15 protein-coding genes are annotated in these 14959 nt (G+C 67.1%); 6 read left to right on the top strand and 9 right to left on the bottom strand.

All coding sequences use genetic code 11. From position 1 onward, the window contains the following. Positions 1–31 precede the first annotated feature (31 nt). Together AC13C7_RS06025 and glmM are read left to right on the top strand one after the other, a co-directional pair. Entirely contained in the window at positions 32–721 is a 690-nt protein-coding gene (locus AC13C7_RS06025; protein ID WP_482866892.1) for a cell wall hydrolase, read from the top strand. A 207-nt stretch (positions 722–928) separates the two neighbouring features. Then, a complete protein-coding gene (glmM, locus tag AC13C7_RS06020) occupies positions 929–2272 on the top strand; it encodes a phosphoglucosamine mutase (protein WP_474887800.1) in 1344 nt (447 codons plus the stop codon). On the opposite strand, the gene AC13C7_RS06015 is transcribed toward glmM, so the two are convergent. The 4 genes from AC13C7_RS06015 to ilvC all read right to left on the bottom strand — a co-directional run bounded on the left by AC13C7_RS06015 (position 2273) and on the right by ilvC (position 5766). After that, a complete protein-coding gene (locus tag AC13C7_RS06015; RefSeq protein WP_482866891.1) occupies positions 2273–2884 on the bottom strand; it encodes a hypothetical protein in 612 nt (203 codons plus the stop codon). A 62-nt stretch (positions 2885–2946) separates the two neighbouring features. After that, positions 2947–3864: a DMT family transporter gene (locus AC13C7_RS06010; protein WP_446117725.1), complete on the bottom strand. Its 918-nt coding sequence runs from the start codon at positions 3862–3864 to the stop codon at positions 2947–2949. Positions 3865–3954: 90 nt separating this feature from the next. Continuing rightward, on the bottom strand, positions 3955–4518 hold the full coding sequence (locus AC13C7_RS06005; RefSeq protein ID WP_446169495.1) for a hemerythrin domain-containing protein: 564 nt from the start codon (positions 4516–4518) through the stop codon (positions 3955–3957). Positions 4519–4743: 225 nt separating this feature from the next. Further along, a complete protein-coding gene (ilvC, locus tag AC13C7_RS06000) occupies positions 4744–5766 on the bottom strand; it encodes a ketol-acid reductoisomerase (protein ID WP_172319835.1) in 1023 nt (340 codons plus the stop codon). 127 nt (positions 5767–5893) lie between these two features. Here ilvC and AC13C7_RS05995 point away from each other — a divergent pair, with 127 nt between their 5' ends. The 3 genes from AC13C7_RS05995 (at position 5894) to AC13C7_RS05985 (ending at position 8090) form a co-directional block, all read left to right on the top strand. Further along, a complete protein-coding gene (locus tag AC13C7_RS05995; RefSeq protein WP_172319836.1) occupies positions 5894–6349 on the top strand; it encodes an Lrp/AsnC family transcriptional regulator in 456 nt (151 codons plus the stop codon). Beyond that, positions 6346–6801, top strand: coding sequence for an Lrp/AsnC family transcriptional regulator (locus tag AC13C7_RS05990; protein WP_172319837.1), 456 nt, complete (start codon positions 6346–6348; stop codon positions 6799–6801). The genes AC13C7_RS05995 and AC13C7_RS05990 overlap by 4 nt, the downstream gene beginning before the upstream one ends. A 158-nt stretch (positions 6802–6959) precedes the next feature. Beyond that, positions 6960–8090 carry an aminotransferase class V-fold PLP-dependent enzyme gene (locus AC13C7_RS05985; RefSeq protein WP_482866890.1) on the top strand — a complete coding sequence of 377 codons (1131 nt, stop codon included), beginning with the start codon at positions 6960–6962 and terminating at the stop codon, positions 8088–8090. Positions 8091–8100: 10 nt separating this feature from the next. On the opposite strand, the gene AC13C7_RS05980 is transcribed toward AC13C7_RS05985, so the two are convergent. The 3 genes from AC13C7_RS05980 to AC13C7_RS05970 all read right to left on the bottom strand — a co-directional run bounded on the left by AC13C7_RS05980 (position 8101) and on the right by AC13C7_RS05970 (position 11083). Next, positions 8101–9072 (bottom strand): formate/nitrite transporter family protein, encoded by a 972-nt coding sequence (locus tag AC13C7_RS05980; protein ID WP_482866889.1) that lies wholly within the window; start codon positions 9070–9072, stop codon positions 8101–8103. A gap of 72 nt (positions 9073–9144) precedes the next feature. After that, on the bottom strand, positions 9145–10356 hold the full coding sequence (locus AC13C7_RS05975) for a UbiH/UbiF family hydroxylase (RefSeq protein WP_482866888.1): 1212 nt from the start codon (positions 10354–10356) through the stop codon (positions 9145–9147). 79 nt (positions 10357–10435) lie between these two features. After that, positions 10436–11083, bottom strand: a complete 648-nt coding sequence (locus tag AC13C7_RS05970) for a pyrimidine 5'-nucleotidase (RefSeq protein ID WP_482866887.1) — start codon at positions 11081–11083, stop codon at positions 10436–10438. A gap of 71 nt (positions 11084–11154) precedes the next feature. Between AC13C7_RS05970 and AC13C7_RS05965 the strand changes: the two genes are divergently transcribed. Continuing rightward, entirely contained in the window at positions 11155–11796 is a 642-nt protein-coding gene (locus AC13C7_RS05965; protein WP_446170529.1) for a GntR family transcriptional regulator, read from the top strand. Here AC13C7_RS05965 and AC13C7_RS05960 read toward each other — a convergent pair. Continuing rightward, positions 11742–13715 carry a glycosyltransferase gene (locus tag AC13C7_RS05960; RefSeq protein WP_482866886.1) on the bottom strand — a complete coding sequence of 658 codons (1974 nt, stop codon included), beginning with the start codon at positions 13713–13715 and terminating at the stop codon, positions 11742–11744. The genes AC13C7_RS05965 and AC13C7_RS05960 overlap by 55 nt on opposite strands. Before the next feature lie 88 nt (positions 13716–13803). Then, the gene (carA, locus tag AC13C7_RS05955) at positions 13804–14958 is read right to left on the bottom strand and encodes a glutamine-hydrolyzing carbamoyl-phosphate synthase small subunit (protein WP_482866885.1); all 1155 of its coding nucleotides are present in this window, start codon (positions 14956–14958) and stop codon (positions 13804–13806) included. Position 14959 lies beyond the last annotated feature (1 nt).

Here is a 14959-nt window from a genome sequence, read left to right as displayed (position 1 = left end):
ATAGGGGATACCCAGAATGGGACCTTCACGGATGAAACGCGCGATCTGCGCGGCGGGAACGTTTTTGCTGATCGCCACGACTCCGGCGGGGGCCGATGTGACCGCCTCCAGTTCCACCGACCCGACCCTGTCGCTCAATACGACCCTGGCCTCGGTCATGGGGTCCGAACATTCCGGCCTCGCCGCCCTCAGCCCCGGCCGCGTCCGCTCGCTCGGGGCGCCGTTCTCGGGCAACGGCGCGGCGACCGGGGGTAGCTTCAGCACCACCAGCGTGGGCCGCGCCCCCTACACGGCGGCCGAGCTTGACGCGATGGGCCGCGCGCGCGGCAGCCGGCAATGGGCCTGCCTGACCGAAGCGCTCTATTTCGAGGCGCGCGGCGAAAGCGTCGAAGGCCAGTTCGCCGTGGCCGAAGTCGTCCTGAACCGCGTCGACAGCCCCAACTACCCCGACAATATCTGCGATGTCGTCAATGAGGGCACCGGGCGGCGCAACGCCTGCCAGTTCTCCTATACCTGCGATGGCATCCCCGACGTCGTGACCGAGCCCGAGGTGCATCGCCGCCTCGGCCAGATCGCCCGCATCATGATGGATGGCGGATCCCGCAACCTGACCGCGGGGGCCACGCATTACCACGCCGATTGGGTCAACCCGGACTGGGCCAGCGCCTATCCCCAGACCGCGCAGATCGGGGTGCATCTGTTCTACCGGCAGCAATACTGACGCCCCCACGCGCGCCTCTGTAACAATCCTGAAACACGCGGCCACCCCAATGGCGCCGATCTTCACGCGCGCGGCCCGGTTTCGGCGGCATTTGGCCTGTTCTTGTGCAAGAGGGGTCGCGCAGCCCCCGCCCCATGCTAAGACACCGCAAACGAAGATGATCGCGCGCGCATGCGCGGCATGACATGGGGCATCAAGAGGGGCATCATGACTCGCAAGCTGTTTGGAACCGACGGGGTGCGCGGGCGCGCCAATACCGATCCGATGACCGCCGAGATGGCGCTGAAACTGGGCGCCGCGGCGGGCCGCTATTTCCGGCGCGATCAATCCCCCGTCCACCGTGTGGTGATCGGCAAGGACACGCGCCTGTCGGGCTACATGATCGAGAACGCGCTGACCGCGGGCTTTACCTCGACGGGCATGAATGTCCTGCTGCTCGGTCCCGTGCCGACGCCCGCCGTGGGCCTGCTGACGCCCTCGATGCGCGCCGATGTCGGCGTGATGATCTCGGCCAGCCACAACCCCGCCACCGATAACGGCATCAAGTTCTTCGGCCCGGATGGGTTCAAATTGTCCGATGAGGCCGAACAGGAGATCGAGCGCCTCGTTTTCTCCGACATCACGCCCGCGCAATCCGAAAACATCGGCCGCGCCAAGCGCATCGACGATGGCCGGTTCCGCTATATCGAACGGGTCAAGGGCACCTTTCCGCAGGGCCGCACGCTGGAGGGGCTGAAGGTCGTGATCGACTGCGCCAACGGGGCCGCCTACCGCGCCGCGCCCGAGGTGCTGTGGGAACTGGGGGCCGAGGTGATCCCGCTCGGCGTCAGCCCCAATGGCTTCAACATCAATGACGGTGTCGGCTCCACCGCGCCGGGGGCGGCTGCCGCCAGGATCAGGGAAACCGGGGCCGATCTGGGCATCTGCCTCGATGGCGACGCCGACCGTGTCATCCTGATCGACGAGACCGGAGAGGTGGCCGATGGCGACCAGATCATGGCGCTCTTCGCCGACCGTTGGGCCGAGGAGGGGCGTCTCAAGGGGCACACGCTGGCCGCGACCGTCATGTCCAATCTGGGGCTGGAACGCTACCTCAACGACCGCTCCATCGTGCTGCACCGCACGCCCGTGGGCGACCGCCATGTCGTTGCCGCGATGCGCGAACACGGCCTGAACCTTGGTGGCGAGCAATCGGGCCATATCGTGATGACGGATTACGCCACCACCGGCGACGGCCTCATCGCGGGTCTGCAATTCCTGGCCGAGATGGTGCGCACCGGCAAGCGCGCCAGCGAGTTGGCGCATAATTTCGAGCCGGTGCCACAGCTTCTGCAGAACATCCGCTTCGATGCCGGCCAGACCCCGCTGGAAGCCGCCCCCGTGCAGGCCGCCATCGCCGAGGCCGAGGCGCAGCTTGACGGCACCGGGCGGCTCCTGATCCGCAAATCGGGGACCGAGCCGCTGATCCGCGTCATGGCCGAATGCGAGGATGAGGGGCTCCTGCGCGATGTCGTGGGCGGTGTCGTCGCCGCGGTGCAGGACGCGGTCTGATCACTCGTCCACCTCGATGAAGCGCGCGGTGATGAGGATCATCAGCCGATTCTCGCGGTTGTCGGTCGCGCGCCTGCGGTAGAGGTTGCCGACCACCGGAAGGTCGCCCAGAAACGGCACCGGCACATCGACATCGCGGCTGTTGCGGGGCACCTGCTGCACCAACCCGCCCAGGACGATGGTGGCCCCGTTCTGCAGCGCCACATCGGTCTGAACGCTGCGCTCGATGACGAAGCCCGGATCGCCGGACAGGCGCACTGGGCCGAGGGACTCCAGCCGGGTCAGGTCGGCGCGGAATTCGCGGTCGTCGCCGAGGGTGATCAGTGGCCGGTCCAGATCGGTCACGCGGGCTGTGATATTGAGGGTGACGCGGTCCCCGGCATCGATCTCGGGCAGCACGATGAGGGAGAGCCGCGGCCTGCGGACCCCGTCCGGCAGGACGTTCGGCAGGTCGACCCCGATCCGGTCCATCCAACTGGCGCGGGGGCGCTGCAGGAACGGGATGGCATCGTCGTCGGACTCGTCCTGCGCGGTGATGATCGCCTGCGCCATGCGCGGAGACGCGGCCAGACCGGCGGCGGTCAACAACTGGGTGAACATACGTCTGTCCATGTCGCACCTCGGAGTTATGGAAAGACCCCCATTCTACCCCAAGTTGCGCGAATCCCCAAATCTCACCGCCTCCGCCCCGCGAACAGCCGCATCAGCGCCCCCCACTGGCTGACCATCACGCCCATCAGGATCAACGCCAGCGCCCATAAAAGCGAGGGCGGCAACGGCTCGGACAGGATCAACGACCCCAACACCACCGACCAGATTGGCACCTGGTAATTGACCAGGCTCATGAAGACCGGCCCGGCGCTGCGCACCACGATGACGCGCAGGATATTGGCCGCCGCCGTGGGGATCAGGCCAAGCCCCGCCACCACCAGAAGCGTCTCGCGCGGCGGCAGGGGCGGCGGCCCCTCGACGGCCCAGGCCACCGGGATCACCAGCACCGCGCCAAAGACCAGCAGCATGGTGGCCAGCCCGATCGGGTCGGCGGGCGGCAGGCGGCGCATGAAGATCGAGCTCATCGCGTAGCAGGTCGCGGTGCCGAGGCAGGCCAGCCGCCCCCAGGGCTCCATCGCCGATCCGCTGCTCTCGAAGGCCTGCCCCCCGATCAGCACCACGACCCCGGAAAAGCCGATCACGAAGCCCGCCAGCTTGCGCAGGGTCATCCGTTCACCGGGCACCAGCACATGCGCCATCGGCAGCACGATCAGCGCGACGGCGGCCATCGAGACACCGGCAAAGCCCGAGGTGACATATTGCTGGCCCCAACTGAGCAGGCTGAAGGGCAGGGCAGAGCTGAGCGCCGCGACCCCCACCAGTCCCGGCCAGTCGCGCGCCTCGCTGGTGAAGACGGGCTTGCCGCGCAGATGCCAGACCACGACCATAAGCGCCGCCGCGAACCCGATCCGGCCCGCCGCCAGCCAGAACGGCGTGATGCCGCGCAGCGCGACCTCGATGACCAGGAAGGTCGCCCCCCAGGTCAGCCCCAAAGTGGCGATCATCAGCCAGCTTTTCGCGGTGATCTGCGGGGCGGTCATGCTGTCTCCGGGGTATCTTCCGGATCGGTAGACCCCGGCACCGGGCCGGGGTCAAGCCGATAGCAGGTCGCCCAGGATCAGGGCACCGGATCAGCCGCGCAGGCGGTGATGCAGCAGGATCGGCACGGCCAGTTCCTCCTCATCGGTCAGGTGCCGGTGCAGGAAGCGCCCGATATCCGCCGCCGTCGCCTCCAGCGGTCCGGCCTCGTCTTGCATCTGCGCAGGCTCCAGCGTGGCCAGTTGCACCACCCGGTTGGCCTGGGACGTGAAGCGCTCCAGCAACCCGTCCAGCGCCGCGTGATCGCCCTCCAGCATCGCCAGCCCGTCGGCAAAACGCGGGTCGGCGGCCTCGAGCTCGGGAAAGAAATTGCGGTCTTCCCAATGGTGATGCCCGTGCAGGTTGCGCACCAGCAGGTTGCCGAAATGCGCCAGGCGGCTTGCATAGGTCTGATCCTCCAGCCCCTTGTCGAGATAGCGTCGCGTATCCTTGGTGACGATCGCCGCGAGTTGGCGGAACATGGAATGGGCGGCCATCCAGTTCTGGGTGGACCGGGCGAGGTTCGGGTTCTCCGGCCATGTATCGCGCGGATAGTCCCGAAGCAGGAGCTGCATCTCAGGCGGCAGGCCCTGTCTGATGTCGATGCTGTGTGTCATGCAAGGCCAGATGGTGCGGGCGTTATATTATAACAATCCTCCATCCGCGCACGGGTGCTGTGCGGGCAAAGAGACCGGTTTTCCGGGGCGCAGGGGGCAAGGTCACGCAGCGCAGTCCCTGCGGTCTTGTGCCGGCGGTCAGGGTTGCCCACAAGGTTCGGGCAATGAAATACGCCCCGGCAGACCGATCTGCCGGGGCGTTGTGAACGCGTCCGGATGGCGTGCTCAGTTCTTGGACTTGTCCACCATCTTGCCTGCGGAAATCCACGGCATCATGTCGCGCAGCTTCTCGCCGACCTGCTCGATCTGGTGCTCGTCGTTCAGGCGGCGCGTGCCCTTGAAGAACGGCTGTCCGGCCTGGTTTTCCTGCATGAAGTCACGCACGAAGGCGCCGGTCTGGATGTCGCGCAGAACCGCCTTCATCCGGGCCTTGGTCTCGTCGTAAGGCAGGATGCGGGGGCCCGAGACATATTCGCCATACTCGGCGGTGTTGCTGATCGAGTAGTTCATGTTGGCAATGCCGCCCTCATAGATCAGGTCGACGATCAGCTTCACCTCGTGCAGGCACTCGAAATAGGCCATTTCAGGCGCGTAACCCGCCTCGACGAGGGTTTCAAAGCCCATGCGGATCAGTTCGACCAACCCGCCGCAGAGCACCGCCTGTTCCCCGAAGAGGTCAGTCTCGCATTCCTCGCGGAAATTGGTCTCGATGATGCCCGAGCGCCCGCCGCCGATGGCCGAGCAATAGCTGAGGCCGATTTCAAGCGCGCGACCGCTGGCGTCATTGTTCACCGCGACAAGGCAGGGCACGCCGCCGCCCTTGGTATATTCGCCCCGCACGGTGTGGCCGGGGCCTTTCGGGGCCATCATGATGACATCGACGCCGGGCTTGGGCTCGATCAGGCCGAAATGCACGTTGAGGCCATGGGCAAAGGCAATCGCGGCACCGTCGCGCAGGTTGTCATGGACGTATTTGCGGTAGGTCTCGGCCTGAAGCTCATCGGGCATGGTGAACATGATCAGGTCGCACCAGGCGGCGGCCTCGGCGATCTCCATCACCTTCAACCCCTCGCCCTCGGCCTTCGCCTTGGAACCCGAGCCTTCACGCAGCGCCACGACGACGTTCTTGGCCCCGGAATCGCGCAGGTTCAGCGCATGGGCATGGCCCTGGCTGCCATAGCCCAGGATGGCCACTTTCATGTCCTTGATCAGGTTGATGTCGCAATCGCGGTCGTAATAAACGCGCATGTCTTCGCTCCTTGGTTGATTTGGGGGCAATCTACGCGGCACTTGCGGAAATGTCGTTTGATGCTTGGAAGATATTTCCTTGTTTGATAGAAATTCATTCACAGAATTGAAAAACAGAGCCAGAATCATGCTCGACGACACCGACCGCCGCCTCCTGCGCCAGTTGCAGGCCGATCCGACACTTTCGGTGGCGGACCTGTCCGAGGCCACTCGCATCGCGCCCGCGACCTGCTACAAGCGGCTCGACCGGCTGCATGAAACGGGCGTCATCCGCGCCACGCGAAGCGTGATCAACTGGGCCGCGCTTGGGTACACGGTCGAGGTCTCCTTGCGCATCACGCTGGACAAGACACAGGCCCGCGCCTTCGACGATTTCCTGGCGGCCGCGCGCGACATCGCGGAGGTGCTGGAGATCCAGACCTTCCTTGGCCGCACCGATGCCCGCCTCAGCCTGATCGCCCGCGACCTGGGCCATTACCAGCAGATCTACCGCGACCGGATCCTGGCCCTGCCGCATATCGCCGACATCGAGGCGCTGATGAATGTCGCCACGATCAAGGACAGCCCGAGCCTGCCGATATGATGGATCTCGACACCACCGACCGCGCCCTGCTGCGCGCGCTGCAAGAGGATGCGGGCGCGAAATCGGCGACACTCGGGCGGCGCCTGGGGCTCAGCCAGCCCGCCACCTGGCGGCGGATCAAGCGGCTGGTGGAGGCGGGCGTGATCGCGGGCCGCAGGCTGGACCTGGACGCGGGCAAACTGGGCTTCGGCGTCACCGTCTTTCTGGGCGTGAAACTGGCCACCAAGGGCCGCGTCAGCCTGGAGGATTTCGAGCGCGCCGTCAGTGCCATCCCCGAGGTGCAGACGGTGCAACACGTCCTTGGCCTCTACGATTACCGCCTGCGCGTCACCGCCCGCGATCTCGCCGATTTCGAGCGCGTGCTGCGCCGCCGGATCATGACCCTGCCGGGGGTGGGCAATGTCGAGGCCAACGTGCTTCTGAGCGAGGAACGCCGCCCCGGCCCGCTGTGACGGGCCGCTCCTCGCCCTGTCGGGCTCCTCGCTGTTTCTCTCTGCCTCCCCCCCCTGTGCGACATATCGACGAAAGCTCTGGTCATCGGCGGCGGGACAGGTGAGTATTTGGACCAAGAAGATGAACAGATTGCTTTGATTTTCAGGAGGTCCGCCCGATGTCTGCCCTGCTCGATACTGTCGATCCCGACGGGAAGCTGGAATTTTCCGTGGTCTTCACCGACCGCTCGCTCAACCATATGAGCGCGAAGTTCCAGAAGGTGATGCTGGACATCAACGAGGGGCTGAAGGAGGTCTACAACGCCGACGGCGTGGCGATTGTCCCCGGCGGCGGCACCTATGCCATGGAGGCCGTGGCGCGCCAGTTCGCCGCCGGGCAGCCTTGCGTGATCGTGCGCAACGGCTGGTTCTCGTTCCGCTGGACGCAGATCCTGGACGCGGGCGGCTTTGGCGGCGAGGCGACGGTGATGCGCGCCCGCCAGACCGGGAACGAGACCAATGCCCCCTTCGCGCCTGCCCCCATCGAGGAAGTGACCGCGCGCATCCACGAGGACAAGCCGGGTGTCGTCTTCGCGCCGCATGTCGAAACCTCCTCGGGCATCATCCTGCCCGACGACTATATAAAGGCGCTGGCGGCGGCGGCCCATGAGGTCGGCGCGGTGATGGTGCTGGACTGCATCGCCTCGGGCTGCGCCTGGGTGGACATGAAGGAAACCGGTGTCGATGTGCTGATCTCGGCCCCGCAAAAGGGCTGGTCCTCGACGCCCTGCGCAGGGCTGGTGATGATGTCCGAGCGCGCGCTGGCGCGGCTGGAGGAGACCACGTCCGACAGCTTCTCGGCCGACCTCGGGAAATGGCGCGCGATCATGGCGGCCTATGAAGGGGGCGGGCACGCCTATCACGCCACCATGCCCACCGACGGGCTGACCGCCTTCCGCGACACGATGGCCGAGACCCGCGATTACGGCTTCGAGCGTCTGCGCGATGCGCAATGGGAGCTTGGCACCAAGGTGCGCGCGGCGCTGAGATTGCGCGGCATCGCCTCGGTCGCCGCCGAGGGCTATGGCGCGCCCGGTGTCGTGGTCAGCTATACCGACGATCCCGGCGTGCAGAACGGCTCCAAATTCGGCGCATTGGGTGTGCAGATCGCGGCGGGCGTGCCGTTGCAAGTCGGTGAGCCCGAAGGTTTTTCCACCTTCCGCCTCGGCCTCTTCGGTCTCGACAAGCTGATCGACGTCGATGCCACCGTGGCGCGGCTGGAGGCGGCGCTGGACAAGGCAATCGGCTGACGCGCCCGCCTCACATCTCGCGGCGGATCTGGCCATAGGCCAGCATCGCGAACAGGCCGGTTCCGCCGATGACATTGCCGACCAGGACAGGCAGGATGTGGTGGCTGAACGCCGTCAGCGGACCCAGTTCGCCGATCACCACCAGCGCGAAGATCTCGGTCGAGCCCGCGATCACATGGGTGAAGTCCCCCGCCGCGATCAGCCAGGTGAAGAGGATGATCACAAGGGCCTCGGACCTCTTGGCCGAGGGCAGCATCCAGACCACGGCGGCGATGAAAAAGCCCGCCGGAATGCCGCGCAACAGGGCCGCCGCCGGGTCGATCGCGGCGACATGGCGCGAGATGTCCAGGATGGCGGCCAGAATCTCATCGGTGACGATGCCGCCATGCACGGTGATGGTGGCGGTCAGCAGGGTGCCCACCATGTTGGCGACGAAAACGATCCCCCAAAGCCGCGCGGTGCGGGCGAAACGGTAGCGCGAGGGGCACGCCAGCACCGGCAGGACCACCGAGATCGTGTTCTCGGTGAAAAGCTGTAGGCGGCACATGATCACCAGCACGAAACCGAGGCTGTAGCCAAAGCTCTCGATCAGCCTGAGATAGGGATGCTCTGCCCCCAGGCCCGAGCGGATCGTGGCCTCGGCCAGCACCGAGGTGGAGATGCCGATGCCCGCCGCCACGCCCGACCACCAGAGCGAGGCCTGCGGGCGCTCCAACTCCTCCTCGCCCTCGCGCAGGATCACCGAATAGACCGTGATCGCCGACAATCTGCGATGATCGGTGACGTCCTCAAGTTCCAGGTCGGTCAGGGCTTCTTCGGCAATGGTGGGGGTCTTCTCGCGGGACTTGCGTTTGTCGACCTTGGGTTTGGCGCCGCCGTCGCGGTCCGGATCGTCGCCAGGCGAATCGCTGGCGGAGGCCGGTTTTTCGGTGTCCTCGGAAATGATCTGGTCCCCCGTCACTGTGTCGAAGCCTGCGGACATCGACGATGTGTCAGCAGGCGGGCACGTGTCTGTCAACGCGCGCCTGCGTCGGAAAGTTCCGACAGGGGGCCGCTACCCCGTGCGGCCGGTGCCCAACCCCGCCCGCATCAGGGCGACGCGCACCGGCTTGACCTTGTAGAACGCGCGCAGCGCCCGCATCCGCATGTCGCGCAAGGCTTGGGCTTCCACCATCGAGGCGCGGTTGAGCGCGTCGATCCCTGCCACCCGCGCGCGCACCTCCGCGTGGCGCGCCTTGTGATAGGCCGCAAGCATGTCCCGCTGCCCGAGCCCGCCTGGGTCCGCCTCGGCCAGGTCCAGCAGGGCGGCCAGATCGCCCAGGCTCATGTTCAGCCCCTGCGCGCCGATGGGGGGCACCACATGCGCGGCCTCGGCCACCAGCGCCAGCCGCGTGCCCTCCATCCGCTCGGCAACCTGGGAAATGATCGGCCAGACCGTGCGCGCCGAGGCCAGGTTCAGCGGCCCGTAGAGACCCGCCGAGCGCGCCGTCATCTCCGTCTCGAAGGCCGGGACGTCGAGATCGGCCAGCCGCGCCACCTCCGGCCCTGTCTCCATCCACACCACCGCCGAGCTTGGCCGCCCGTCGTGATCGGGCAGCGGCACCAGCGTGAAGGGCCCGCCCGTGCGATGCACCTCGGTCGAAACGCCGCCATGCGGGGCCTCATGCGTCACCGCGAAGGCCAGCGCCTTCTGCCCGTAGCGCGTGGTCTTGACGTCGATCCCCGCGGCTTGCCGCATCGGCGAGCCGCGCCCGTCGGCGGCGATGACAAGGCGCGCGCGCAGGCGGGTGTCGTCGTTCAGACCCACCAGCGCCTCGCGCTCGCGCGCCAGAAGTGACATGGTGCCGGTGCCGGGGCGGAAATCGACGCGCGCCATCCCCTCCAGCGCCGCCACCATTTCCCGCCGCAAGAGCCAGTTGGGCAGGTTCCAGCCAAAGGGCAGGTCGGAGATGTCGGCGGCGTTGAAATCATGGATCACGCGCGGCTCGGGCGCTTCGCCGCCCGCGTCCACGATGCGCATGATCTGGAGCGCGCTGGCATGCGGTTCCAGCCGGTCCCAGAGGCCCGCGCGCTGAAGGAACCCGCGCGCCGGTTGCAGGAAGGCGGTGGTGCGCAGGTCCGAACCTTGCGCCTCGCGCGCGGTGACGGGTGGTGCGGGATCGACGCAGATGACGGAGAATCCCGCCGCGCCGAACGCCGCCGCCGCCGTCAGCCCGGCAATCCCGCCGCCCGAGACAAGCACATCACAATCGAATTGGTCGGACATCGCGGGGCCTCTTCATGCGTTCCCCCCCTGATCTAGGCCCTCGGCGCGGCAGGGGCCAAGCGGCAGATGCGCGCGGCCTTCACGCGACCAGCCGCGCGAGGAACCCGCCCAGATCATCGGTATGGTGGTGGATGTGATCGGCGGGGTCGGCGACGGGTGCCACTTGCACCGTGCGCATCCCCATCGCGTGGGGGGCGGCCAGGTTGCGCGGATCATCCTCGAACATCGCGGCGCGGGCGGGGGTCAACCCGTCGCGGGCAAAGACGGCATCAAAGGCGCGCCGCTCGGGCTTGGGGCGGAAGCCTGCATGTTCGACGCCATAGACCGCATCGAAGAGGCCCGCCAACCCGCGCGCCGCGATCACGTTCTCGGCGTAGGGCGCGGTGCCGTTGGTATAGACGATGCGCCGCCCCGGCAGCGCCCTGATCCGCGCGGCGAGGTCAGCGTCGGGCACCAGCACGGAAAAGTCGATCTCATGCACCTCGCTCAGGTAGGGGCCGGGATCGACCCCGTGAATATCCATCAGCCCGGCCAGCGTGGTGCCATGCTCCCGCCAGTATTTGGTGCGCAGGTGATTGGCCTCGTCGTGCCCCACTTTGAGCGCCTCCATGACAAAGGCCGTCATCTTGACGTTGATCTGGTCGAACAGCGCCATTTCCGGCGGGTAGAGCGTGTGATCGAGGTCGAAAACCCAGGTCTCGACATGGGCGAAGTGCTGCGCGGGCATGGGGCGTCCTTGTCAGGGTTGCGCTTGGGGCGGGGCCGCCCTAGCCTTGCCCGAAATCGAAGGAGGAGCCAATGGCCAGCGGCAAAGCGCCCCAAAAAGATGCCTATGCGCTGATCCTTCAGGCGATCGACCGGGGGCTCTACCGGCCCGGCGACCGGCTGGTCGAATCGGAACTGGCCGAGCGCTTCGGCGTCTCGCGCACGCCCATTCGCGAGGCGCTGCAACGGCTTGAAACGCAAGGGCTTCTGGCGCGGGACGGGCGCAGCCTGATCGTGGCGTCGCTGGATCACGGCCAGATGGCACAGCTTTACGTGGTGCGGGCCGAGCTGGAAGGGCTGGCCGCGCGCCTGGCCGCGCAGCATGCCAGCCCCGAGGAGATCCGCGTCATGCAGGAGATGGTGGCCGCCGATCAGGCGCTGGTCAGCGATCCGGACGCGCTGGCGCTGGCCAACCGGCGCTTTCACCGGCAGATTCACCTGGCCTCGCACAACACCTACCTGGTGCAGCAGCTTGATCTCGTGCATCGCTCGATGGCGCTGATGGCGACCACGTCGCTGGCCGCCGAGGGGCGCGGCCCCGTGGCGCTGGAGGAGCATTCCGAGATCGTCGCCGCCATTGCCGCGCGCGATGGCGACCGGGCGGCGCAGGCGCTGAAGGATCACCTCTCGACGGCGTTCGAAGTGCGGCTGAAGGAAGAGGCGGCCTCGATCTGAAGGCTCGCGGCCCTGCGCCCGGTCGAGAAGCGGCCATGTTCGGTCTTGCGCCAATGAAACGGGCGATGCGCCAGCTCGATCAGGCCGAGGATCGCGGCGGCGCTGGCCAGCAGGAAATACACATCCAGGAGCGGGATCCACCAGCGCAGGCTGCGGTGCCGCGCAAGCCGCGAGGCACGCCAGGCGGCGAGGAAGGTCAGCGCCTGACTGGCCAGGAAAAACAGCGCCAGCCCGAGATAGCCGCGCGTGGTCAGGAACTGGTCCAGCGGATGCCAGAGCCCGAAGAGCTTGACCACCAGCGTCCACAGAAGCGGGGCCATCGCAAAGCCCAGGACCGCGCCCAGAAGCTGCGCCTGGAAGCCGATGAACCGCTTGGCCCCGAGGTCGCGCCACAGCTGCACCGGGTCGCGCATATGGGTGGCCCAGGTCATCGCGTAGCCCTTGAGCCAGCGCGAGCGCTGCTTGATCCAGGGCAGCACGGCGGCGTTGGCCTCCTCGAACGTGGTGGTCTCGACGATCTCGGTGCGGTAGCCGCGCCGCACCAGGCGCAGGCCCAGATCGGCATCCTCGGTCACGTTATGGGCGTCCCAGGCACCCATATCCTCCAGCGCGTCGCGGCGGAAGAACAGCGTGGTACCCCCGAGCGGCACGAAAAGGCCGAGGCGCTGCACACCGGGCAGCATCAGCCGGAACCAGGTGGCGTATTCCAGCGTGAAACAGCGGCTCAGCCAGTTATGCGTCGGGTTGTAGTAATCCAGCTGGCCTTGCAGGCAGACCACATCGGGCGGCATCTCGGCGAAGCGCCTGGCGACCTTGCGGATCTGGTCGGGCTCGGGCGCATCCTCGGCGTCATAGACCCCGACGATGGTGCCGCGCGCGAAATTCAACGCGTAATTCATCGCGCGTGGCTTGGTGCGCGGCTCGCCCGGCGGGACGATCACGGCGCGCATCCAGGCGGGCAGGGTCACGTCGCGCAGGGCGGCACGGGTGGTGGTGTCGCCATGTTCGACGATCAGCAGCACGTCGAGCAATTCGCGCGGGTAATCCAGCCGCGAGACCCGCGCGATCAGTTGCCCCGCGATGTCGCGTTCGTGCAGGAGCGGCAGCAGGATGGTGACGACCGGCATCCGGCGGATCGGCGGCGGCTTGTCCCTCGCGGCCTGCATCGCGCGGTAGGGGCTGGAAAAGAATTCGGCCTGAAGGGCCAGCCATTTGACGCCCGTGTTGATGACGGAAATGCCAATCGCGGTTCCGAAAAGCAGCGCCACGACCGCGCCGGGGGCCACCAGCGCGAGCCCCACCAGAACCAGCAGCGCGGCCAGCCAGCGCCGCAGGGCGCGGTCGGCGGACCAGTCGCGGCAGCTGAACGTGCCGGGCGTGCGCGCCTCGGCGGCGCGGGCCAGCGCATCGCCATAGGCCTGGGTCAGGAGGGTGTGCATCCGCTCACGCCCCGCCAGCGCCAGCAGGATCGGCCCGTCATGGTCGATCGCGGCGCGAATCGCATCGGCGCGGTCGGGCCGGTTGGTCAGCACCACCAGCGCCGCCCCCGCCCGCCGCCAGGGCAGCGCATTCAGCGCGGCGGCGGTCTTGGCGGGCAGATGCGCGGCCAGGGCCGGGTCCGGCCCCGCGCCGCCGGTATCGGCCAGACGGGTGCCGAATTGCGTCGAGAGGGCGCGCAGAAGCTGCACCTCGGAGATCACGCCATGCGCCATCAGGATCTCGCCCAAGGGCAGGTTCTGGTGCCTTTGCAACGCCAGCGCGGTCAGCATGTCGTCTTGCGTGATCGCGCCCTGGTCGAGCAGAATCTCCGCCAGCCGGGGCCGTGCCGCCCCGCTTGCCGTCACCGCGCGCAGATGCGGGCGGCCTTGTCGTGACACAGGTCGGTCGGCCATTTCGGTGATCTGGCGCGTTTCAGCCAAAGTCAATTGTCCCCGGACGGTTCTGCCCGGAGATCACCAGAAGCCACAAGTCCTAATAAATGATTAAAACCCGGTCGGTTGGCACGGTTTATGCCGGTTCCGCCGCGCGGTCCTTCATGGCGGCGACGAAGCGTTCGAACAGGTAGTAGCTGTCCTGCGGGCCGGGGCTGGCCTCGGGGTGGTATTGCACCGAGAAGACCGGCTTGCCGGTGACGCGGATACCGCAATTCGAGCCATCGAAGAGCGAAACATGGGTTTCCTCGACACCCTCGGGCAGGGACTGGCTGTCGACCGTGAAGCCGTGATTCATCGAGGTGATCTCGACCTTGCCGGTGGTGTGATCCTTGACTGGGTGGTTGGCACCGTGGTGGCCGTGGCTCATCTTGACGGTCTTGGCGCCAAGCGCCAGCGCCAGCATCTGGTGACCCAGGCAGATGCCGAAGACGGGAAGATCGGCGGCCAGCACGTCCTTGATCATCGGCACCGCGTAGGCACCGGTCGCCGCCGGATCGCCGGGGCCGTTCGACAGGAACACGCCGTCGGGCTGATGCGCCAGAACCTCCTCGGCGGTGGCGGTGGCGGGCAGGACGGTGACGTCGCAACCGGCACTGGCCAGGCAACGCAGGATGTTGCGTTTCGCGCCGTAGTCAATCGCCACGACCTTGTGCCCCGGCCCCTCGCGGCGCGGATGCCCGTCGGGCCAGGCCCACCGCATCTCGTCCCAGGAATAGCTCTGCGCGCAGGTGACATCCTTTGCCAGATCCACGCCCTCCAGCCCGGCGAAATCGCGGGCGGCCTTGACCAGCGCTTCGAGGTCGAAATCCCCCTCGGGGTCATGGGCAAGTGCCACATGCGGCGCGCCTTGCTGGCGGATCGCGCGCGTGAGCCGCCGCGTGTCGACGCCGCCGATGCAGATGCGCCCGCGCGCGGCCAGCCATGCCGTCAGTTCCTGTTCGCTGCGCCAGTTCGAGGGCGCGGTCGGATCCCATTTCACCACCATGCCCTCGGCCACGGGATCGGCGGTCTCATCATCATCGGTGTTGACGCCGGTATTGCCGATATGGGGGAAGGTGAAGGTCACGATCTGGCCGGCATAGGAGGGATCGGTCATGATCTCCTGGTAGCCGGTCATCGCGGTGTTGAAGCACAGCTCGGCCACGGTCTGCCCGGTGGCCCCGAAGCCGCGACCGTAGAAGACTGTTCCGTCAGCAAGAACCAGGCAGGCGGTGGGGCGGTCGGTCATC

The sequence above is a fragment of the Alterinioella sp. B-7 genome, from assembly GCF_056857775.1.
This window is presented reverse-complemented; position numbering and strand designations above follow the sequence as displayed.